Annotated in this window: 16 protein-coding genes; 11 read left to right on the forward strand and 5 right to left on the reverse strand. The window is 71.1% G+C overall.

Annotated elements, in window-relative coordinates:
* Nucleotides 1–6: 6 nt before the first annotated feature.
* The 4 genes from mgtA to IMZ11_RS01620 form a co-directional block, all read right to left on the reverse strand.
* Complete coding sequence (mgtA, locus tag IMZ11_RS01605; protein ID WP_228636990.1) at nt 7–2,670, reverse strand: magnesium-translocating P-type ATPase; 2,664 nt, start codon at nt 2,668–2,670, stop codon at nt 7–9.
* Nucleotides 2,654–3,004, reverse strand: coding sequence for a metalloregulator ArsR/SmtB family transcription factor (locus IMZ11_RS01610; RefSeq protein WP_061258332.1), 351 nt, complete (start codon nt 3,002–3,004; stop codon nt 2,654–2,656). The genes mgtA and IMZ11_RS01610 overlap by 17 nt, the downstream gene beginning before the upstream one ends.
* Before the next feature lie 192 nt (nt 3,005–3,196).
* Nucleotides 3,197–3,682, reverse strand: coding sequence for a DUF6542 domain-containing protein (locus tag IMZ11_RS01615; protein WP_228636993.1), 486 nt, complete (start codon nt 3,680–3,682; stop codon nt 3,197–3,199).
* An 11-nt stretch (nt 3,683–3,693) separates the two neighbouring features.
* A complete protein-coding gene (locus IMZ11_RS01620; protein WP_228636995.1) occupies nt 3,694–4,974 on the reverse strand; it encodes a DNA recombination protein RmuC in 1,281 nt (426 codons plus the stop codon).
* 172 nt (nt 4,975–5,146) lie between these two features.
* Between IMZ11_RS01620 and IMZ11_RS01625 the strand changes: the two genes are divergently transcribed.
* The 11 genes from IMZ11_RS01625 to IMZ11_RS01675 all read left to right on the forward strand — a co-directional run bounded on the left by IMZ11_RS01625 (nt 5,147) and on the right by IMZ11_RS01675 (nt 19,682).
* Nucleotides 5,147–5,887: a hypothetical protein gene (locus tag IMZ11_RS01625; protein ID WP_228636998.1), complete on the forward strand. Its 741-nt coding sequence runs from the start codon at nt 5,147–5,149 to the stop codon at nt 5,885–5,887.
* Nucleotides 5,888–5,898: 11 nt separating this feature from the next.
* Nucleotides 5,899–6,987 (forward strand): redox-regulated ATPase YchF, encoded by a 1,089-nt coding sequence (ychF, locus tag IMZ11_RS01630; protein WP_061258336.1) that lies wholly within the window; start codon nt 5,899–5,901, stop codon nt 6,985–6,987.
* 467 nt (nt 6,988–7,454) lie between these two features.
* Entirely contained in the window at nt 7,455–8,285 is an 831-nt protein-coding gene (locus IMZ11_RS01635; RefSeq protein WP_228637001.1) for a conjugal transfer protein, read from the forward strand.
* A gap of 55 nt (nt 8,286–8,340) precedes the next feature.
* Entirely contained in the window at nt 8,341–8,613 is a 273-nt protein-coding gene (locus tag IMZ11_RS01640) for a hypothetical protein (RefSeq protein WP_228637104.1), read from the forward strand.
* A 21-nt stretch (nt 8,614–8,634) separates the two neighbouring features.
* The gene (locus IMZ11_RS01645; protein ID WP_228637004.1) at nt 8,635–11,376 is read left to right on the forward strand and encodes a TcpE family conjugal transfer membrane protein; all 2,742 of its coding nucleotides are present in this window, start codon (nt 8,635–8,637) and stop codon (nt 11,374–11,376) included.
* A 169-nt stretch (nt 11,377–11,545) separates the two neighbouring features.
* Nucleotides 11,546–14,023, forward strand: a complete 2,478-nt coding sequence (locus tag IMZ11_RS01650) for an ATP-binding protein (protein ID WP_228637007.1) — start codon at nt 11,546–11,548, stop codon at nt 14,021–14,023.
* Between the two features lie 2 nt (nt 14,024–14,025).
* Nucleotides 14,026–16,305, forward strand: coding sequence for a type IV secretion system protein (locus tag IMZ11_RS01655; RefSeq protein WP_228637106.1), 2,280 nt, complete (start codon nt 14,026–14,028; stop codon nt 16,303–16,305).
* A gap of 2 nt (nt 16,306–16,307) precedes the next feature.
* Nucleotides 16,308–16,964: a hypothetical protein gene (locus IMZ11_RS01660; RefSeq protein WP_228637009.1), complete on the forward strand. Its 657-nt coding sequence runs from the start codon at nt 16,308–16,310 to the stop codon at nt 16,962–16,964.
* Nucleotides 16,964–18,049 carry a bifunctional lytic transglycosylase/C40 family peptidase gene (locus IMZ11_RS01665; RefSeq protein ID WP_228637108.1) on the forward strand — a complete coding sequence of 362 codons (1,086 nt, stop codon included), beginning with the start codon at nt 16,964–16,966 and terminating at the stop codon, nt 18,047–18,049. The genes IMZ11_RS01660 and IMZ11_RS01665 overlap by 1 nt, the downstream gene beginning before the upstream one ends.
* 5 nt (nt 18,050–18,054) lie before the next feature.
* Nucleotides 18,055–18,447: a (deoxy)nucleoside triphosphate pyrophosphohydrolase gene (locus IMZ11_RS01670; RefSeq protein ID WP_228637012.1), complete on the forward strand. Its 393-nt coding sequence runs from the start codon at nt 18,055–18,057 to the stop codon at nt 18,445–18,447.
* A 71-nt stretch (nt 18,448–18,518) separates the two neighbouring features.
* The gene (locus tag IMZ11_RS01675) at nt 18,519–19,682 is read left to right on the forward strand and encodes a hypothetical protein (RefSeq protein ID WP_228637015.1); all 1,164 of its coding nucleotides are present in this window, start codon (nt 18,519–18,521) and stop codon (nt 19,680–19,682) included.
* A gap of 103 nt (nt 19,683–19,785) precedes the next feature.
* Here the strand turns inward: IMZ11_RS01675 and IMZ11_RS01680 are convergent, their stop codons facing one another.
* Nucleotides 19,786–20,400 (reverse strand): TetR/AcrR family transcriptional regulator, encoded by a 615-nt coding sequence (locus IMZ11_RS01680; protein ID WP_061259389.1) that lies wholly within the window; start codon nt 20,398–20,400, stop codon nt 19,786–19,788.
* Nucleotides 20,401–20,452: the final 52 nt, after the last annotated feature.

A 20,452-nucleotide genomic window follows, 5' to 3' on the forward strand; every position in this document is an offset into this window, starting at 1 on the left:
GGAGCACTACGGCCGATCCGCGTGGCGACGCTCGAAGAACGCCGTGGCGGCACGGAGTACGACGCCGTAGAGCAGCACGACGATCGCGACCAGCAGGTAGTACGCGAACGGGAGGGTCGTCATGCCCAGAAGCGGCGCGAGCGGCGAGAGCGGCAGCAGTACGCCCACGATCGCGAGGAAGCAGACGGCGATCCCGAGCGGGAGGGGAACGTGGCGCCGCCCGCGCAGCACCAGTATCGCCACCCCCTGCGTGAGCAGGTTCTCGACGAACCACCCGGAGTGGAAGGCACTCTGGCCGGTCACCTGGGCGGACCAGGGCACGGCCGACGCCAGCACCGCGAAGGTGGCCAGGTCGGCGAGCGCGTTGAGCGGGCCGAAGGCGGCGATGAAACGCGTGAGGTCGCGTGGCCGCAGCCGTGAGGGACGCCGCAGCACGGCGGGATCCGGCCGATCGAAGGCGAACGCGAGCTGGGCGGCGTCGAAGCACAGGTTCTGCACCAGGACCTGGGCCGGCAGCATCGGCAGGAACGGCAGGAGCAGTCCGGCCCCGAGCATCGCGATGACGTTGCCGAGGTTGGAGGAGAGCACGATCCGCAGATAGGTGACGATGTTGCCGGTGCTGCGGCGACCGGCCATGATCGCGTGATCGATGGCGGTGAGGTCCTTCGACGCCAGAACCACGTCGGCCGTCTGCCGCGTCACGTCCACGGCGTCACTCGGGCAGATCCCGACATCGGCGGCCCGCAGCGCGGGAAGGTCGTTGACGCCGTCGCCGAGAAATCCGGTCGTGTGCCCGGCCGCGCGCAGCGCCCGGACGATGCGCGCCTTGTGCTCGGAGGTGCATCGTGCGACGACCGTGCTCCGCATGGCGAGCTCGGCCACGGCCGCGTCGGTGAGGCCGTCGATCTGGTCGGCGACGACGACCGTGCCCGGATCGAGGCCGAGATCGCGGCAGGCGCGGGCGGCGGTGCCCGGATGATCGCCGGTGAGGACCTTCACCGCGACACCGCGGCCGGCGAGGACGGCCAGCGCGTCCTCGGCATGCGGTGTGAGCGTGTCGCGGAGCCCGACGAAGCCGAGAAAGGTGAGATCGTGCTCGTCGCCGGGGCCGTACGAACCGGGGCGCGCGGGGCGATCCGCGAGCCCGACGGCGAGCAGCCGAAGGCCCTCCGCGGCCTTCTCCTCGGCGAAACGGCGCATGCGGCCCCGGGCGGCGGCGTCGAGTTCCACCTCCGTGGCGCCGGCCCGCACCAGGGTGCAGCGATCCAGCACGTCCTCGGCGGCGCCCTTGACCACCAGAGTGTGCACCGCCGTGCGGTCCGGGCTCTGGACGACCGCGCAGGAACTGCGGCGCACGGGGTCGAAGGGCAGCGCGGCAACGCCGTCGGACGCGGGCAGGGTGCCCCCGAGCCGCTCGGCGGCGTCGAGGATGGCCTCGTCGAGGGCGTCCGGGTTGGGGAGATCGGCGAGCTGGAGCGTCCACAGGCTGTTGACGGCCGCCCAGCGGAGGACATCCGGATCGTGCCGGCCGTCCGGGCCGAGGGAGCAGTCGAGGACGGGCAGATCCTGGGTGAGAGTGCCGGTCTTGTCGGTGAAGAGCACGTCCACCGCGCCGAGATCGTGCAGTGCGGGCAGCCGCTTCACGATCACCCCGTGGCTTCGCGCGAGGACGGCCGAGCCCCGGGCCAGCGCCGTGGTGACGATCACGGGCAGCATCTCGGGTGTCAGCCCGACGGCCACCGCGATGGCGAACGGCAGCGCCTCCAGCCCGCGCCCCCGCAACGCGGCGTTCGTCAGGAGCACGACCGGCGGGATCAGCAGCATGAACCGGATGAGCAACCAGGAGATCCCGTTCACCGAGCGGTCGAACGAGGACGGCCCGCGATCTCGCATGCCTCCCCGATGCGCACCGGCGAACCGGGTACCCGTGCCGGTCGCCACGACGACCGCGAAGCCGCTGCCGGACGCCACGCTGCTGCCGTGGAAGCACAGATAGGGCCGGTCGAACAGGTCCGTCTCCGCGTCGGCGGGCACGTCGACCGCGTGCTTGGCGACGGGATGGGACTCACCGGTGAGCGCCGCCTGATGAACGGTGAGACCGCTCGATCGCAGCAGCCGCACGTCCGCGGGGACCAGATCACCCGGACCCAGACCGATCACGTCGCCGGGTACGAGATGGTCGACGGGGATCTCCCGCGACACCGGCGCCGCGGTCTCGTCCGCCCGGCGCCGCACCGTCGCGGTGGTGGCGACCAGCTCACGGAGCGCGGCCATGGACCGGTCGGCGCGGTACTCCCCGCCGGAGCGCAGCACGCAGCTGACGACCACGAGTACCAGCACCACGCAGGCGGTACCCCACGACGCGATGGCCGCGGACACCAGCCCGAGGCACAGCAGCACCATGGCGAACGGATCGCGCAGGCTGCGCGCGAGACGCCGCAGCCAGGAGGCCGGGCTCCGCGGCGCCACCGCGTTCTCGCCGTACCGCAGCAGGCGGTCCTCGGCGTGCGCCTCCAGCAGACCGCGCGGTCCGCTTCGCATCAGCCGCAGCACCTCCAGCGAGGTGAGCCCGGCCACGTCGGCGATGGAGACGTGGTCCGGCGGCCCGCCGTCAGCCTCGGGACCGCCGCGCCGGCCGGCGTCGGGCAGGGACTCAGGCGCCCAGACCACGGACGTGCCTCGACGCCTCCCCGCGGTCGGCCAGCCGCCCGACCAGCCACCGGACCATGGTCACAACGTCCTGATCGTGGATCAGGTAGACGACCCGGCGCCCCTCGCGCCGCGACCGCACCAGCCCCGCCAGCTTCAACTTGGTCAGATGCTGGCTCACCGCGGGCAGCGCGCCGCCCACACGCTCGGCGAGCCCGCTCACATCGCTTTCGCCCTGGGACAAGGCCCAGACGATCTGCAGGCGCGCGGGCGAGGCCAGCAGCCCGAAGGCCGCGGCGGCCTCGGTCAGCAGGTCAACGGACGGGCCTTCGAAGTCGCCGCCGCTCGTCGCCACTGTCGCTCTCCCGTTCACCGAGCACCGCCTGGAACCTGTGCGGAATGGGGCCCTTCCGTATCCGCTGAGGCTCTCACGCTCCGGCGTCGCGGTGCCGTCGGAAAGGCGCATTCCGCGTGCTCACCGTAGCCTCGCGCCCGACCACTGACGACCACGTACGACAGCTGACGGCCCGCGTGCGGCCTCTGAGGGTCAGTCGCGGGCCTCGCCGTACACGCGGGGCTCGAAATAGCCCTCGGGCTCAGGATCGAAAGTGGTGTCGCCGCGCCGGGGGCGGGGCACCTCCGCGCGGGTGGCCAGGTTCTCCCGCAGGTCGCGCATGTTCTGCGGGAGGCCGCGCCACCAGGCGATCCCGAGCACGACCGCCGATCCGCCGAACAGCCACGGCGCGGCGGACGACAGCGAGGTGAACAGCCCCAGCCCCAGCGCCTGGAGCATCGAGGCGGCCTTCAGCGACCGGACGAACTCGACGAACACCGCCGTCGCGAAGAAGACCAGCGGCGGCGTGACGACGAGGGGGAGCAGGTCACGCGGCTGGACCAGCAGGACGGCCGCGACACAGCCCACGACGAACGCCGGTCCGGGCTTGACGATCTGGCCGAGCAACGTGACGACGAGGAGCAGGGTGATGGCTCCCCGGGCCGTCAACCTGAGCTTTGTCTGATCGGTGCCTCTCATCGTGTCCCCCTTTACGACGAGTCTCGCGCCAACTTACCGTTCTGGCCAGGAACAGGAGAGGCGCTTACGCGCTCTTCGTCCCCCAATTCCGGAACGGCGGGCAGGCGGGGCGGTTCCTCGACCATGGCCGGGCTCTCCAGCGCGGTGTCCGTGAGGCCGAGGTCGCTCATCTTCCTTGCGCTCACCAGCACGCGGCTCTCCAGCGAGCCGACCGTCCTGTTGTACGCGGTGACGGTCCGGGACAGCGCCCGTCCGAGGCCGTCGATGTGCCGGCTCAGCCCGCCGAGCCGGTCGTGGAGCTCCTTGCCCAGGTCGAAGACGGCCCGCGCGTTCTCGCTGAGCGCCGCCTGCTGCCAGGCGTACTGGGCGGTGCGCAACATCGTGATCAGCGTGGTCGGCGTGGCGATGTGCACCCGCCTGTTCATGGCGTACTCCAGCAGGCCGGGGTCCCGTTCGAGTGCCGGGGCGAGGAACGCCTCCCCGGGGATGAACAGGACCATGAACTCCGGCGCGGGGCTGAACGCCTGCCAGTAGGCCTTGGCGGCCAGCCGGTCCACGTGGTCGCGCAGGTGACGCGCGTGCGCGTCGAGCCGCGCCGAGGCCAGATCCGGGTCGCCCGCCTCCGCCGCCTCCAGGTACGCGGCCAGCGACACCTTCGAGTCCACGATGATGTTCTTGCCTCCGCTGAGCCGTACGACCATGTCGGGGCGGACGAGACCGTCGGGGGTGGCCGCGCTGACCTGCTCGTCGAAGTCGCAGAAGCGTGCCATGCCGGCGATCTCGGCGACCCTGCGGAGCTGCAGCTCGCCCCAGCGGCCCCGTGCCTCGGGCCGCTGGAGTGCCCGGACCAGTGCGGTCGTCTGGCTCCTGAGCTGCTCGGAGCTCTGCCGTACGAACTCCATCTGCTTGCCCAGCTCGGCGCGGGCGGCGCGGGCGCCGAGCTCGCTCTCGCGCAGCTGGTTCTCGACCTTCGCGAGCGTGTCCCTGAGCGGCCCGACCAGGTTCTCGACGGCCTGTCTGCGCTGGTCGAGGTCGCCCGTGGCCTCGGCCCTGGTGGTGTTCAGCCGGTTCTCCGCGAGTTCGAGGAAGCGCAGGTTGTTGAGATCGAGGGCGCGGGCGCTGATGGCCTGGAACCGTTCCGCGAGCTGCCCCTCGACGTAGGCGATCTTGTCCTCGGCCGCCCTTCTTCTCGCCTCCGCTTCGGAGATTCTGGCCCGTGCCAGCAGGAACCCGATCAGGAGCCCTACGGCGATACCTACGGCAAGCTGCAGGAGGAGAGCCACGACATCCACGGTTCGGGATGATCCCAGGCAATCCGGCTCGGGAGGGGGAGGCGCGCGGGTGTCCTCCCGCCTGCCATGCCGGTCCGGCGGTGCGGGATCCCCGTGACCCGGCCCTCGGCGTAGGGAGCCCCGGCATCGCGTTCGGCTTGTGCGAACAGCGCTCATCACCCAGAGTCGTGTTGTGACTACGTACGGCTTGCGCCCCCAGATAGCCGGGATAACGGCCGGGGTTGTGATCGCGCTCGTCGTGGGGCTGGGCGCCGTCGTCGCTTCCGGCCGGGAGGCCGCATCGCCCGCCCCGGCGCCGCTGGCCTGGGCCGACGGCGCGTGCGTGCGGCGGACCGGCACCGCGGTCGGGCTCGTGCTCTGCGACCAGGCCACAGGCCGGGTGAGCCGGATCACCGCACGTCCGCCTCACTGCCCGTCCGACACCGACGAGTTCGTCTCCCTCGGCTCCGGCCGTACCGCCTGCGTCCGCAATGTGGGAGGCCGTCACCCCGGGGACGCGGGGAACGGCGGCGGCGTGCTGCGCGCGGGTGACTGCGTCGCGATGCGCGGCGGGGAGCGGCCGTGCGCCGAAGGCGACTGGTACGGCCGGGTCACAGGAGTCACCGAGACGGCCAGGCAGTGCCCGCTGGGGACGATCGAGGCCCTTCCTCTCAAGGGAGGGCAGATGGCCTGCCTCGGCAAGGACGGCCGGGTCGTCGCGGCGGGGGACTGCGTCGAGCGTCCGGCCCTCCCGACCTCGGTCCGACTGCTGGTGAAGGTCGCGTGCGGGTCCGATCGGGCGTGGGCGAGGGTCACCGGCCGGGTCGAGTCCCCGACCCGGTGCGCGGAGGGCTCCGACCACTACCTCCGGTCCCTGCGCGGAACCGAGGTGATCTGCCTGTCTGGTGTCGGAGCAACCCGTGGCGGCCCGTAAACTCGGCCTACGTGAGCCTGAGCATCGGCATCGTCGGCCTGCCCAACGTCGGCAAGTCCACCCTCTTCAACGCGCTGACCAAGAGCGGCAACGCACTGGCGGCGAACTACCCCTTCGCCACGATCGAGCCCAACGTGGGCATCGTCGGCGTGCCCGACCCGCGTCTCGCCAAGCTGGCCGAGATCTACGGCTCGGCGCGCATCCTGCCGGCGAAGGTCGAGTTCGTCGACATCGCCGGACTCGTCAAGGGGGCGTCCGAGGGTCAGGGCCGGGGTAACCAGTTCCTCGCCAACATCCGCGAGACCGACGCGATCTGCCAGGTGATCCGGGTGTTCTCCGACCCCGACGTCACGCACGTCGACGGCGACGTCGCGCCCGAGCGCGACATCGAGACGATCAACACCGAGCTGATCCTCGCCGACCTGCAGACCATCGAGAAGGCGCTGCCCCGCCTCCAGAAGGAGGCCAGGACCAACAAGGACCGCAAGGCCCAGCTGGACGCCGCCGAGGCCGCGGCCAAGCTGCTCGACTCAGGGACCACCCTGTACGCCGGGGCCAAGGCGGCGGGCATCGACCCCGCCGACCTGCGTGAGCTGCACCTCCTCACCGCCAAGCCGTTCCTTTACGTCTTCAACCTCGACGCGGACGAGCTGGTGGACGAGGACCTGCGGGCGCGGCTGTCCGCGATCGTCGCGCCCGCCGAGGCCGTGTTCCTGGACGCCAAGATCGAGTCCGAGCTGGTCGAGCTGCCGGACGAGGAGGCCCTGGAGCTGCTGCAGTCCGTGGGCCAGGAGGAGTCCGGCCTGTCCCAGCTCGCCCGGGTCGGTTTCGAGACGCTCGGGCTGCAGACGTACCTCACGGCCGGGCCCAAGGAGACCCGCGCCTGGACGATCCGCAAGGGCGCCACCGCCCCCGAGGCCGCCGGTGTGATCCACACCGACTTCCAGCGCGGCTTCATCAAGGCCGAGGTCATCTCGTTCGACGAGCTGGTCGAGGCCGGGTCGATGACCGCGGCGCGCGCCGCCGGCAAGGCCAGGATCGAGGGCAAGGAGTACGTCATGCGTGACGGCGACGTCGTGGAGTTCCGCTTCAACGTCTGATCGCCGCCCCGTTACGTCTCTGAGCTGCGAGGACAGCAATACCTGGCGGTTAGGTAATCGATGGTGCCGCTGGCCAGGCGTAACGTGCCTTTCCGGCAGAACGGATAGGCATGGGGCGTGGGGCCGGGATGAGACCCGGTTTGCTCGGTCGCGGCGATGCTTGCACCATGGGCGTGGCTTTCCTGGAACAATTGGCCCGACCGCTAGGGTGAAAACTTCAATGCGGATAACCGGATCGAGAGTAAGACGACACCGCGCCAGCCGGGGGGATCGGCGCGAGCGGAGGCGTGATGGCTCGCAGGTCAACCGTCCAGCCGGATCCTCGGATCGCTGGCGACCCCGAGTCGTACCCTCCGCAGGGCCCTGAACGGGTGTCGGTCTCGAGCGGGAGTGCCCGCAGACGCGGGGGTTGGAGCGGTGGCGGGGGCCGCTGGCTCGTCTGGACCGGCCGCGCGATCCTGTGGGCGTTGATCATCGTCATCGTCGTCAACGGGGTGCGGGCGCCGTTCGAACGGTTCACCCAGGAGAGCACCTCGACCGGGGCGACACCCGAGCCGAGCGATTCCGGTTTTCCGGTGACACAGGCCGCGGCATTTGCCAATCAGTTCGCGGCGGTCTATCTGAATTTCGACGCGTCTAATCCGCAACAAAGAGCGGAACGATTGAAGGCGTTTCTGCCCGAGGGCGCCCAGGAGCAGTTCGGCTGGAATGGATACGGCCGGATGTCCGCCGGTGCCTTCCAGTTCGCGGGCATCAACGTGCGCGACGCGGGCAACGCCGTCGTCACCGTGACATACCAGGCGGGCAGCAAGCGCGGCCTGCTTTCCGTGCCGGTCTATTTCGACGGGTCCAGGTTCGTCGTGTCCGCGCAGCCGGGACTGCTGCCCGCACCCGACCCGGCGGGGCTGCCGCAGCTGGCCGAGCCCGACCGCGACTCCGCGACCGAGGCGGAGCTGCGCCCCCAGCTGGAGGGCTTCTTCAAGGCGTACGCGGCGGGGGACCAGGTCGACCTGCAGCGGTACGTCGCGAACGGCGTGACCATCGAGGGCTTCGACGGAGCGCTGACGCTCGCCCAGCTCAAGGACGTCGTGGTCCCGGCGGGCGCGGAGAGCACCAGGGAGGTCACCGCGGTCGTCGTGTGGGCCGTGTCGTCGGGCGGGGCCGCCGCCACCCCGCGTACGGACGATCCGGCGTCGCAGCCGGCCGGGCTGGAGCAGGCCTACCGGCTCACCGTGGAGAAGCAGGGCGGCAAATGGTTCGTCGAGGCAGTCCAGGGCGCGAGCCGCCCCGTGGGGTAGCGCATGACCGGACACGACGCCGCTGATCCATACCCCGGGAGGGCGTGAATTGATTCTGAAAACCATTGTGGAGATCGCGTTCGATCCATCGACTCCACCTGCCACGGGGATCAACACCGAGGGGCTGGCGGACTTCCTGCGCAAGTTCTTCGCCCCGCTCTTCTTGGTCGTGGTCTCCGTGGTCGCGCTCTTCTTCCTCTTCACTCGAGAGATCACCAGATTCATGCAGTTCATCATTCTGGCGATCGCGATCGGCGTGATCTTCTACGTGCCCAACATCATCGAGGTGACGGCGAAGGCGATCGCGGGGGCGCTCGGCATCAAGTGATCAGGCAGAGAGGAGGATCGGGTGGATCTGCCCACATATACCAATATTTGGCGAATTGAGAAGCGGCTCTACAAGCTGTACGACCTGAAGCTGCCGACACCGCTTCCCATCGTCTGGATCGGTGTGTTCGTGGGCGTCCTCGTCCCGTGGTGGACGTTCCTCTTCTTCGTCGGGCTTCCGTTCGACGCGCCCTGGCACGTGGTCTATCTGGTCCCTCCCGGGATCGTGACCTGGCTCTCGACCCGGCCCGTGATCGAGGGCAAGCGGCTCACCGAACTGCTCCAGTCGCAGGTGCGCTATCTGGCCGAGCCCCGTACCTGGTGCCGCATGGCGCCGGTCAGCGAGCCGGACGAGATCACCCTCACCGTGCGGGTCTGGCGATCCGCTCCCGCGGTGAAGGGCAAGGCCAGGAGCCGGCAGCGGCGTGCCGCCGCCTCCACCGTGCGGCCGGCGGTCGCCGCCGCGGCGAAGGGGGCCGTCGCGGTCCCCGCCGTCGCGGAACCCGTTGCCGTGCCCCCGCCCATGCCCCTGCCCGCCCCGGGTGCAACCTCCGCGACCGCCCAGGGCGCCGGGTCCGCGCCCGTGCTGGGGGTCGGGTCCGTGCCCGCCGCGGCCCGGGGGGGCACGACGGGCGCCGCCGCGCGGCCCGCCGCCGACCGCGCGCTTCCCAGAGGCGATCGGACGGTCGCCGGAGCCGCCGGAGCCGCCGGATACGGCGAGCCCGCCGTGCCGCCCATCGGCCCCGACGCGCTGCGCAAGCTGCGCAGGCTGGCCGCATCCGCCCAGGACGGTACGGGGGAGCGGGAGCGGGAGCGCCGCGTACGGGAGCAGCCCGTGCGGGAGCTGGGCCTGCCGGCCGCCGAGCCACGGACGCACGGCGCCGAGCGTGGCGCCGTTCCGGAGAGGGAGGCCTCCGAGGGCGCCTCACCCCGTCTCCCACAGAAGGTCTGGTCCTCGACGGCGACGCCCACCACGGACGGCCACACCACCGACGGTTCTGCTTCCGGTGCTCGGGCGAGTGACGGTCCCGCTTCCGGCGGTCCGGTGTCTGGCGGTTCGGCGTCCGCGCTCTCCGCGTCTGGCGGTTCCGCTCCTGACAACCCCGTCAGCGGTGGATCCGAGGCGGAACGGCCCGCGCATGAGGCCCCGCGGCACGCTCGCGCGGAGCCCGTTTGGGAAGAGCCGTGGGATGCCGCGCACGAGCCACCGAGACACGCCCGCCTGGAGGCCGTGGCCGGAGAAGCATGGGAGTCCGAGCACGAGCCGCGGACGCAGGCCGACGAGGAACCGGCGGTGCGGCCCGCGCCGGAACCGGTGACGCGGCTCGCCGAGCGGCGAGCGGAGCCCGCGCGGGAGCCGGTGCGGGAGCCGGTGGGGCAGGCGGCCGAGGAGACCGCGACAGCGCCTGCCGTCGAGCCGACGACGCGGGCGCGGGTGGAGATCGCGAGCAAGAGGGCGGCGCGGCCGGTGGGCGGCTCCGAGGCCCTTCGTGAGCCGGTCAGCGAGCCCGCCAGAGAATCCGCCAGCGAGCTCGTCAGCGAGACCGCCAGCGAGACCGCCAGCGAATCCGTCAGCGGACCCGTCAGGGAGCTCGCCAGCGAAGAATCCGCCGGCGAGCTCATCAGCGGGCCCGCCAGCGAACCCGTCAGGGAGCCTGCTCGCGAGCCGGTCCGCGAGTCTGTTCGTGCGCGGGTCGGCGAATCTCCCAAGGAGCACGTCAGGGAGCCGGCCCGCGAACCTGTTCGTGAGCAGGTCGGTGAGTCTGCCAAGGGGCACGTCAGGGAACCTGTCCGCGAGCCGGTCAGGGCACCGGCGGACGCCCCGCCGGTGCCTGTCTCGATCAGGGCGGTGGCGCCGGGCGACGAGCCCAAGGTACGCCGGGTCGAGTCGGTGGTCGGCAGGGACACCTCGGGCGGGTGGCGCAGGATCGCGCAGGTCGTCGTGGGCGGCGGCGGAGGCCGTACCGACGGGATGGAGATCGACGAGGCGCGGGCCCGCAGTGTGCTCACAGGAAGCAGGCGGATCCTGGTCCTCGGTTGCACCGGCGGCGCGGGACAGACGACGACGACGCTCATGCTGGGCCACACCTTCGCCAAATACCGCGACGACCGGGTGCTCGCCCTGGACGCGAGCACGGGAGCCCAGACGCTCACCACGAGGATCACGGCGGACTCGCCAGAGACGCTGAGCTCGTTGCTCGCGGGCTCCGGAGGGGTGAGCGGCTACCTCGGCATGCGGTCGTACACGACACGCTGCGACTCGGGGCTGGAAGTGGTCGGCGCGGACTCCGACGCCGGAGCGGCGCAGCGCCTCGAAGCCGGATGGCCGCGGATGCTCTCGGCGCTGGACCGCCACTACCGGCTGATCGTCGTGGACCCGGCGGCCGCGCTGGCCGCGCGGCTCCTGCCGTACGCCGACCAGCTCGTGCTGGTGGCCCCGGCCAGCGAGGACGCGCCGGACGCGGTGGCCATGACGTACGAGTGGCTGGACGGCCACGGCTGCTCCGAGCTGCGACGCAGGGCGGTCATGGTCGTGAACGGCGTGAGCAGGCGCAGCGCGTCCGACGTGGAGCAGGCCGAGGCGGTGGCCAGGGGACGCTGCCGGGCCATCGTTCGCATCCCCTGGGAGGACGAGCTGTCCCGTCAGGGACCGGTCGATCCGGCTCGCCTCCGGCCCGGGGGGCGTAGGGCGTACGTGGCGCTGGCGGGTGTGATCGCGAGCGGGCTGGCGGCGAACCAGCACAAGCAGGAGGTGGCCAGGTGAGGGAGCAGTGAGCGCCGAGCGAACCCGACGAGCGAGCGGAGTGGCCCGAGTGGGACGGGCCGCCCGCATGGTGATCGAGGAGTGGTGAGCGACCTATGAGCGCGGCGCGAACCCGACGAGCGAGCGGAGTGGCCCGAGTGGGACGGGCTGTCCGCATGGTGAGCGACCTGTGAGCAGAACGCGCAGCCGTCTCGCGGTGCGGTACTTCGACGATCGTGTCCTCCTCACCGACTCCTCGGCGTGGGCGTACTTCCGGCTTCCGACGGTGAGCTACGAGTTCGTCACGCCCGAAGAGCGCGAGGCGCTGGCGACGAACATCACGATCGCGCTCGCCGCGATCAGGATGCCCGACGCCGAGGTGCACCTGCGGGTCGCCCACCGGACCTACCCGGCGGCGGAGTGGGCCATGGCCCTGAACGCCACGTCCGACGAGGGGTCGGGCTGGCGCGACTACCTGGAGGAGATGTACCGGCACGTCTGGGCGAAGGACTTCTGGAGCAAGGAGATCTACCTCGGCGTACGGCTCGGCCGGCGCGGGGCCCAGCTCGGGACGGGGGCGCTGGCCCAGCTGTTCGGCTTCTATCTGCGCAGCGAGAAGGCGCTCGGGATGGAAGACGACCACGTGCCCGATCGGGAGATCGAGCGGTGGACCGAGCAGGCCGAGCGGCTCGGGCGCGCGCTCGCCTCCAGCTCGCTCTACGCCCGGCACGCCACCTCGACCGAGATCGCCTGGTTGTTCCAGCACGCGGTGTCCGGCGCGCTGGGCGACCCGCCTCCCTCGGCCACGCCGCGGCGCAGGTGGGGCAAGGGCGAGATCGAGTCCCTGGTCGAGGGCCAGATCCACAACGGCCGTTCCCTGCTGCGGATCGAGCAGCCGACGGGCGACTCGTTCACGGCGCATCTGTCGTTCGCCAGGTTCCCCGACCTGATGCCGTTCCCGGACGGCGAGCCGTGGCTGCACTTCGCCGACCAGATGCCGTTCCCGGTGGAGATCTCCAGCAGGATGCGGCTGATCCCTCCGGTGATGGCGAGCAAGGACGTGGCCAGGAAGCTGGCGCACGCCCGTGACATGGACATCCACATCCGTGAGGCGGGAGCGGAGGCGCCGCTCGCGCTGGCCGAGCAGATCGACGCGGCCCGGATGCTGGAACACGGCATCACCAAGGAACGGCTCCCCTTCGTGTACGGCTGGCACCGGCTGAGCGTGAGCGCCCCCACCGAGGAGATCTGCGTCCAGCGGGTCGAGGCGATCGTGGAGCACTACCGCGATCTCGGCATCGACGTGGTGAACTCCACCGGCGACCAGTTCTCGCTGTTCTGCGAGGCGCTGCCCGGCGAGAAGGTGCGGGTCAACGCGTACGCCCAGCGGCAGCCGCTCCGCACGATCGCGGGCGGGATGGCGACCGCCACCGTCGACCTGGGCGACCGGGTGGACGAGTCGGGCGCGGGCTGGCTCGGGCCGTACGTCGGGGAGACCTTGGGGCGGGCGCGCAGCATCGTCCACTTCGACCCGCTGGTCGCGGCGACGAGGAACCGCCCCACGGCCATCGCGATCACGGGGGAGCCGGGCGGTGGCAAGACCACCCTCGCGCTGCTGCTGATCTATCAGATGGCGCTGCGCGGCGTGACCGTCGCCGTCATCGACCCGAAGGGCGATGCCGAGTCGCTGGTGCGGCTGCTGGAGGACCGCGGCCGCCGGGCGCGGATCATCCCGCTCGGGTCGGCGGCGCCCGGTCTGCTCGACCCGTTCTCGTTCGGCGACGACATCGCGGCCAAGAAGACCATGGCGACGGAGACCCTCCGGCTGCTGCTGCCGCGGATGTCGGAGGAGCGGGAGTCGGCCATGATCCAGGCGGTGGCGGCGGTCTCCAACCAGCCGGACCCCTCGCTGGGCAAGGTCGTCGACCATCTGGAGCGGTCCGAGGACCCCGCCTCCAAGAACCTCGGGGCGGTGCTCCGCTCGATGTCCGAGATGCATCTGGCGCAGCTCTGCTTCGACCCCTCGGGCGGCGACCAGATCGACACCGAGGGATGGACGACGGTGTTCACCCTGGGCGGGCTGACCCTGCCCGACGTCGCGACCGCCCGTGACGACTACTCGTACGAACAGCGGCTCTCCGTGGCCCTGCTGTACCTGGTGTCCCAGTTCGCCCGGCGGCTGATGAACGGCCTGGACCGCCGTACACCCAAGGCGATCTTCCTGGACGAGGCGTGGGCGATCACCTCCACGCCCGAGGGGGCCAAGCTGGTGCCCGAGGTGTCGCGGATGGGCCGATCCCGCAACACGGCACTGGTCCTGGTCTCACAGAACGCCGGTGACCTGCTCAGCGAGCAGGTGACCAACTGTCTCTCTTCGGTGTTCGCGTTCCGCTCCACGGAGCGGGTGGAGGTCGAGCACGTGATGGAACTCCTCGGGGTCGACGCGTCGGAGGAGCACAAGGCGGTGCTGCGGTCCCTGGGCAACGGGGAGTGCGTCTTCCGGGATCTGGACGGGCGGGCCGGCCGGATAGGGGTGGACCTCATCTCGGAGGAGCTGCTCCGCTGGCTCGACACGAATCCCACCCACGACAAACCGAACGAGAAAAGGCATGATCTTCTTGGCGGGGGCGCCGACAAGTCAGGGGTCGCGCAGGAGGTGCGGTCTTGAGAATGCGCGTGAACGGTCGCGCTCGCTCTGGTACTCGGCGCAGGCTCGCCCTGCTTCTCGTGGTGTTCGCGGCGTTCCTGACGCTGCCCCTGGTGCTCTCCGGCACGGCCAGTGCCGCGGGCCCGTGTGATCTCTCCCCGGCCCTCGCTCCGGAGATCGTCGACGGCGGCGTGGACGGTCTCGTCAAGGCCCCGCCGCCGGACACCGGCGACACCGGCGCCGCGACCGGCGCCAGTGCCGGGGCGGGCGCGGAGCCGGCCGCCGCGGCCGAGCAGGCTCCGGCCACCAACTACGCCAGGTACGGCATGGCCGGCCAGTTCTGGCACACCTACGACCTGGGCTGCTCCGACGTGACCGCCGTGCTCGGAAACTCCTGGGCGAACGCGATCTTCTCCTGGGCCAAGGCGATCGACCGCCTGACGATCACGACCTACCAGGCGGCGGCGTCCGAGGGGCCGATCCAGCCCATCAAGGACGTGGTCGACGACATCGTCACCAATCTCGCCAATGCGATGTACTGGCCGTACCTGCGGCCGATCGTCATCCTCGGCGCGATCTGGCTCGCGTGGTACGGACTCATCCGCAAGCGGGCGACGACGACCACCGAGGGCGTCATCTGGATGGTCCTCGCGGTGACCGTGGCGATCTGGTTCTTCAGCCGTCCCGGGGACTTCACCGGACTCGGCAAGGTGGTGACCGACAAGACTGGGGAGATCGTCAACTCGGCGTTCTCCGGGTTGCCCGGCGCCGGGGGCGCGTCCTGCCTGCCCGCCAAGAACGCCGGTGACGCGGAGCCCAAGGCCGGAGGGTACGCCCAGCCGGGTACGCCGGGGGTGGACCAGAACGCCGACGCGCTCTGGTCCACGCTGGTGTGCAAGCCCTGGCTGATGGGCGAGTTCGGCACGGCGGACGCGAACGCGCCGATCGTGCAGACCATGGCACCCAAGCTGCTCGACTTCCAGGCGATCGACCGCGAGGAGCAGGCGGCCAGGCAGATGCCCGGCACCGACGCCCACCAGAAGCGCTTCGAGGAGGAGATCGCCAAGCCCCTGGAGAACACCTCGGTGTTCTTCCTCTTCCAGGGGAAGGACTGGACCAGCCGGCTGGGCATCGCGATCGGCGCGTTCATCGCGGCCATGGTCGCGGGCCTGCTCATCTTCCTGGTGGCGGTGTCCCTGCTGGCGCTCAAGGTGGGCTTCCTGCTGCTGTTGATCCTCGGGCCGGTCTTCCTGCTGATCGGCGTCCATCCCGGGTCGGGGCGGATCATCGCGATGCGGTGGGTGGAGATGGTCGTCGGCACGCTGCTCCGCCAGGCCGTACTGGCGCTGGTGCTCGGCGTGCTCGTGTACGGCTACTCGTTGATCATTTCGACGAACCTGCCGTGGAGCATGCAGATCCTGTTCATGGCGTTGCTGACGATCGCGGTGTTCTTCTACCGGCGGCCGTTCCAGCACCTGTTCGCCTCGATGGACGGTCACACCCTCACGACCCGGATGCTCGGCGACGCGGCCAGCGCGCCCACCCTCTCGCGTGCCGCGAACGCGCTGCCTCCGGTGGCGGCGAGCCGGGTGGGACGGTGGGGCCTGCGCAAGGCCGAGCCGGTCATCGGCGCCGCCGCGATGGCGGGCACCGCGGGCACCGCGGCGGCGGTCGCCGCCTCCTCGGTGGCGCAGGGCAAGGTACGCGGCGAGGAAGGGGCGGCCACGGCGGTTCCCTCCGGGGTCAGGGCCGGGGGGCAGCCGGTGCCGCTGGAGACCGACGCGCAGGGGCCGGGGCGGCGCAAGGCGACCACGGTCCCGCGCCAGGGATCGGCACCGCCGCTCAACCTTTCCGGTGTCCGACCGGCGACGCCTGTGCGCATGTCGTCGGGTTCGAGCTCCGGCTCGGGTTCCGGCTCGGGGTCGGGGTCGGGCGGCGGCTGGTTCAGCGGCCGTTCCGGCGGCTGGGCCTCGCGGCCGTCGAGCGGCTCTGGCGGGTCGGGCGGGTCCGGTGGGTCGGGTGGCCGCAGGTCGGCCAGGACGGGCTCGTCCGGCGGGTCGGCCCCCAGAGGCGGTTCCGGCGGGTCGCGCGGCTCCGGCGGTTCGGGCGGTTCGAGTGGGTCGAGTTCCCGAGGCGGCTCCGGCGGCCGGTCGTCGGGAGGGGGCCTGTTCGGCGGGTCGAGCGGATCACGGTCCTCCGACGCGCCCCCGCTGTGGTTGTCGAGCCGAGGCGACAGCGGGCGCAGCCCCGATGACGCGCCCGGTCCCTTCTGGGCGAAACCCTCCAACCCCGACAAGGAATGACCATGAAGGGTAGGGACGGCCGGCGGGGGCTCGCCTTCGCCGGGATCGTGGTCGTCCTCGCCGTCGTCGGCGTCTATCTCACGTCCGCGGGCCCGTCGGGCGGCGACGCGTCCGGCCAGGATCCGGGCGGGCCGACCAGGGCCGCGGGCCAGATGCCCGGCCGGGGTCCGACCACCATCCCGAGCCAGGTCCCGAGCCAGGTCGCCACCACGCCCGCCACCTTCGACGTCTACTCCTATCTCCCGCTGTCCAAGGCCGAGCTCGGGGCGGCGGCCGATCTCGCCCGCCGCTTCACCGAGTCGTACGGGACCTTCAAGCACGACGACGACCCGGAGGCGTTCGCGAAGCGGCTCGCGGGGTTCTCGACCGTGGAGTTCGGCGCGGACCTGACCCGCACGCTGACGTCGCCCGCGCTGGTGAACCACAACCGGTCCGACGAGATCGTGTCGCGCTGCTCGGCGACGGTGAGGTCCATCCGGGACATGACCGCCAACATGGTCACACTCGTGGTCGGCTCCGTCCGGCAGATCACCGCCAAGAGCGGCGACAAGGAGCAGCGTGACGAGTTCGCGGTGACCGTGATCAAAGTCGGCTCCGACTGGCGGGTGTACGACCTGCAACCCGCGGACGCCGGCCAGGACGGGGACACGTCGCCGTGATGCCGCCCAAGGCTCTGGCGGGGAGGCTCTCCTGGCGAGGGCTGGCCATCGCGCTCGCGGTCCTGGTCCCGTTCACGCTCTTCGGCTCGATCATGCTGATGACGCCCTCGCCGTCCATCCTGCTGGGCGGGGGCCTGGGCGGCGCGGACTGCGCCGAGGCCGCCACGGCCACGGACCTGTCCGACGTCGCCCGCGAGGACATCCCCTCCGACTATCTGGAGCTGTACAAGAAGTACGGCGAGCAGATCGGCGTCCAGTGGAACGTGCTCGCGGCGGTGGGCAAGCGAGAGACCGACCACGGAAGGTCCAAGCTCCCCGGGGTGCGGGACGGCACCAACTACGCGGGCGCCGCCGGGCCCATGCAGTTCCTGATCAGCACCTGGGGAGGCAAGCCCAGGATCAAGATGGGGACCGAGTTCAACGGCTACGCCTCGGACGGCGACGGCGACGGGTACGGCGACGTCTACGACCCCGCCGACGCGATCCTGGCCGCGGCGAAGATGCTCAAGCGCAACGGTGCTCCCGACGACCTCAGACGGGCGATCTTCGTCTACAACCGCGCGGACTGGTACGTCGACCAGGTCCTGGCGATCGCCAGGCGCTACGCCGTCACGGGCGGCATCGACACCCCCAACCCCGCCTGCGACACGGCCGACGCCCCGAGTGACGTCGTACGGAAGATCCTGGAGTACGCCCTCGCCCAGCGCGGCAAGCCGTACCTGTGGGGAGGGACCGGGCCGGACGCGTTCGACTGCTCCGGGATCATCTACATGGCCTACCGCAACGCGGGCCTGACGATCCCCCGCACGACCTTCGGCCAGTGGCCCTTCGGCGAACGCGTCGAGCCGGGCAGCGAGCAGCCGGGAGACCTCGTGTTCTTCAACGCCGGGCCGGGCACCGGGCCGGACCGGCCGGGACACGTCGGCATGATCGTGTCGGCCGGGAAGATGATCGAGGCCCGCTGCACCCGATGCGGGCCCATCAAAGTCACCACATATGCCGATCGTGGGAATCTGGTCGGGTTCACCCGTCCCCTCCAGAACGCGGATGTGCTGGAGCAATTGAAAAGAGCCGCTCTAACGTAAGGACCATGGACAACATCGTCGTCGGGGCAGCGATCATCGAGAATGGCAGACTCCTGGCCGCGCAGCGGGCCGATCCGCCCGAGCTGAAGGGCGGCTGGGAGTTTCCCGGCGGGAAGGTCGACCCGGGCGAGAGCGACCACGACGCCCTCGTACGCGAATGCGTCGAGGAACTCGGCGTCAAAATCGCCGTCGGCCGCAGGGTCGGCGGCGAATGGCCCCTCTCGAACGGCTACGTCCTGCGGGTTTGGCTCGCCACCATCGCGTCGGGCGTTCCGGAGCCCCTGGAGCACCTCGCCCTGCGCTGGCTGAGCCCCGGGGAGTTTTACGACGTCGCCTGGCTCCCCGCCGACCTGCCGATTGTCGGCGCCGTCGAGGGTTTGCTCAATGGTTCCTCGTAAGATGTCTTTACTGTTCCTTTTGCCTAAGTAGAATTCCGCTTTAGTCAAAGGCGGATGTGACGGAGGCGGCAGTGAGCGGAAGCGCACGACTGAGGGCCGCCCTCTCCGCTGTGGTCATCACGCTTTCCGTGCTGGTCGCCGTGCCCGTCATCGCCGCGCGCGCGGACGACAAGATCGAGCCGTGCGACGTCGGCCAGACGTGCCAGCCGGAGGTCACGGTGACGATCACCGAGACCCCGGGAGGATCGACCCCGAGCCCGACCGGCAGCCCGGTGGTGACGGCGACGGTCACCGTCACACCGACGCCCAGCCCGTCGCCCACCCCCTCGCCGTCCCCCTCGCCCGTGCCGAACACGATCGAGACCACCTCGGCTCCACCGATCACCGACCCCGTCGAGACGACGCCGGAGCCGACGCCGGAGGACGACGAGCCCCAGGTCTCCCTGCCGGAGGCGAGCAGCAGCCCGACCGAGTTGTCCGTCCCGCAGACGGACTTCGGGGACCCGACTCCTGATGGCGCGGCGTACGAGCTGCGCAACGCGGCCCCCGAGTTCGACCAGGTCACGCTGAGTCACAAGCTCGCCGTACCGGCCGCGCTGCTGGTGCTTCTCGCCCTGTTCGGCTGGCTCGTCTTCGAGGGCAGGCTGCGGCGGATGGCGCACGCGGCGGCTGTGAAGAAGGCAGGCCCGGTGAGCGCGCCCCAGCCGGGCTTCGCCGCCGCGGGCCCGGCGTACGCGCCGATGGTCGGCTTCGTGCCCGTCCCGGTGGCATACCCGCCGACCTACGGCTACTCCTACATGGGCGAGCAGCCGTACGGCTACCCGCAGGGCTACCCGATGGCCGCACAGCAGCAGGGCTACGGCGTGCAGCAGGCGTACCCCGCTCAGCAGGCGTACCCCGGCCAGCAGGGGTACCCGGCTCAGCAGCCGTACGGCGTGCAGCAGGGCTATGGTCAACAGCAGGGCTACGGAGCGCCCCAGGGTTACCCGCAGCAGGGTTATGGCGCCCAGCAGGCGTACGGGGCGCCACAGGGCCAGCAGGTGGACGCCTGGAGCTTCGCGGTGAACGAGCCGGACCCGGCGGCGGCCCCTCGCCCGGACGTCCCCGGCGGTGCGGCCCCTCTCCCGGATGTTCCTGGTGGCGCGGTCCCCGGTGCGGCCGGTCCTGACGGGACCGCGGTGTATCCGATGCCCTGGCCGGAGCAGGGCACCCAGCCGCCCGGCCAGGGCGCCTGAACCCAAGCGGCCGTACCCTCCAGGCGATGACCGGTACCGGAGCGTGAAGATGACCGGTACCGGGGCGTGAAGGATGAGGTGCTGCCGGGCCCGCGTGTGCTGGTCACTGGTCCTGCGGGTCTTCGGGGGACGTGGCGGGAACGACGCAGGACAGGGCGCGGCGCAGGATGGCGGCGAAGGATTCGGTGTTGCCGGGCGCGAGCCAGTGCCGCCCCGCCACGCGGATGGCGCCGGCGACCGCGGCGGCCGTGACGGCGGGGAACAGGTCGCGTCCGGCGTCGGTGCCGGTGCGTGCCGCGATCGCCTCGGCGAGTGGTCCCTCCGCCATGGTGAACGCCTTCAGCGCCTCGCCCTCCAGTTCGGGCGTCGACATGATCATGCGTAGGCCCGCCTTGTCAGGCTCAGGATCGGTGTAGAGCTCGATCACGGCCGCGATGACGGCCTGATCCAGCGGCTCGTCGGCGGGTCGGGAGCGCAGTGCCTTCCCCGCGCGCCTGGACTGATCGGCCTGGAAGGAGCAGATCGCCTCCTCCCTGCTGGAGAAGTAGTTGTTGTAGGTGCGGGGGGAGACTCCCGCGGCCGTGGCGATGTCGTGGACGCGCACCAGGGCCAGCCCGTGGGGGCCCTGCTCGATGGCCAGGCGCAGCGCGGCGTGGCTGATCGCCTCCCGGGTGGCCTGCTTGTTGCGCGCCCGGAGGTCCATGGCGTCGTCACTCATGAGGAGACTCTATCCGACATTGCGCGTTGCGCACTATATGCGTGGTACGCAT

Origin of the sequence: Microtetraspora sp. AC03309 (assembly GCF_020826795.1) — a bacterium.
GTDB classification, from domain to species: Bacteria; Actinomycetota; Actinomycetes; order Streptosporangiales; family Streptosporangiaceae; genus Microtetraspora; species Microtetraspora glauca.

What these genes read in the sequence shown, in the direction of transcription:
- IMZ11_RS01615 (WP_228636993.1), bottom strand. Translation starts at nt 3,682, where the DNA reads ATGAGAGGCACCGATCAGACAAAGCTCAGGTTGACGGCCCGGGGAGCC.
- IMZ11_RS01655 (WP_228637106.1), top strand. Translation starts at nt 14,026, where the DNA reads ATGCGCGTGAACGGTCGCGCTCGCTCTGGTACTCGGCGCAGGCTCGCC.
- IMZ11_RS01660 (WP_228637009.1), top strand. Translation starts at nt 16,308, where the DNA reads ATGAAGGGTAGGGACGGCCGGCGGGGGCTCGCCTTCGCCGGGATCGTG.
- IMZ11_RS01665 (WP_228637108.1), top strand. Translation starts at nt 16,964, where the DNA reads ATGCCGCCCAAGGCTCTGGCGGGGAGGCTCTCCTGGCGAGGGCTGGCC.
- IMZ11_RS01670 (WP_228637012.1), top strand. Translation starts at nt 18,055, where the DNA reads ATGGACAACATCGTCGTCGGGGCAGCGATCATCGAGAATGGCAGACTC.
- IMZ11_RS01680 (WP_061259389.1), bottom strand. Translation starts at nt 20,400, where the DNA reads ATGAGTGACGACGCCATGGACCTCCGGGCGCGCAACAAGCAGGCCACC.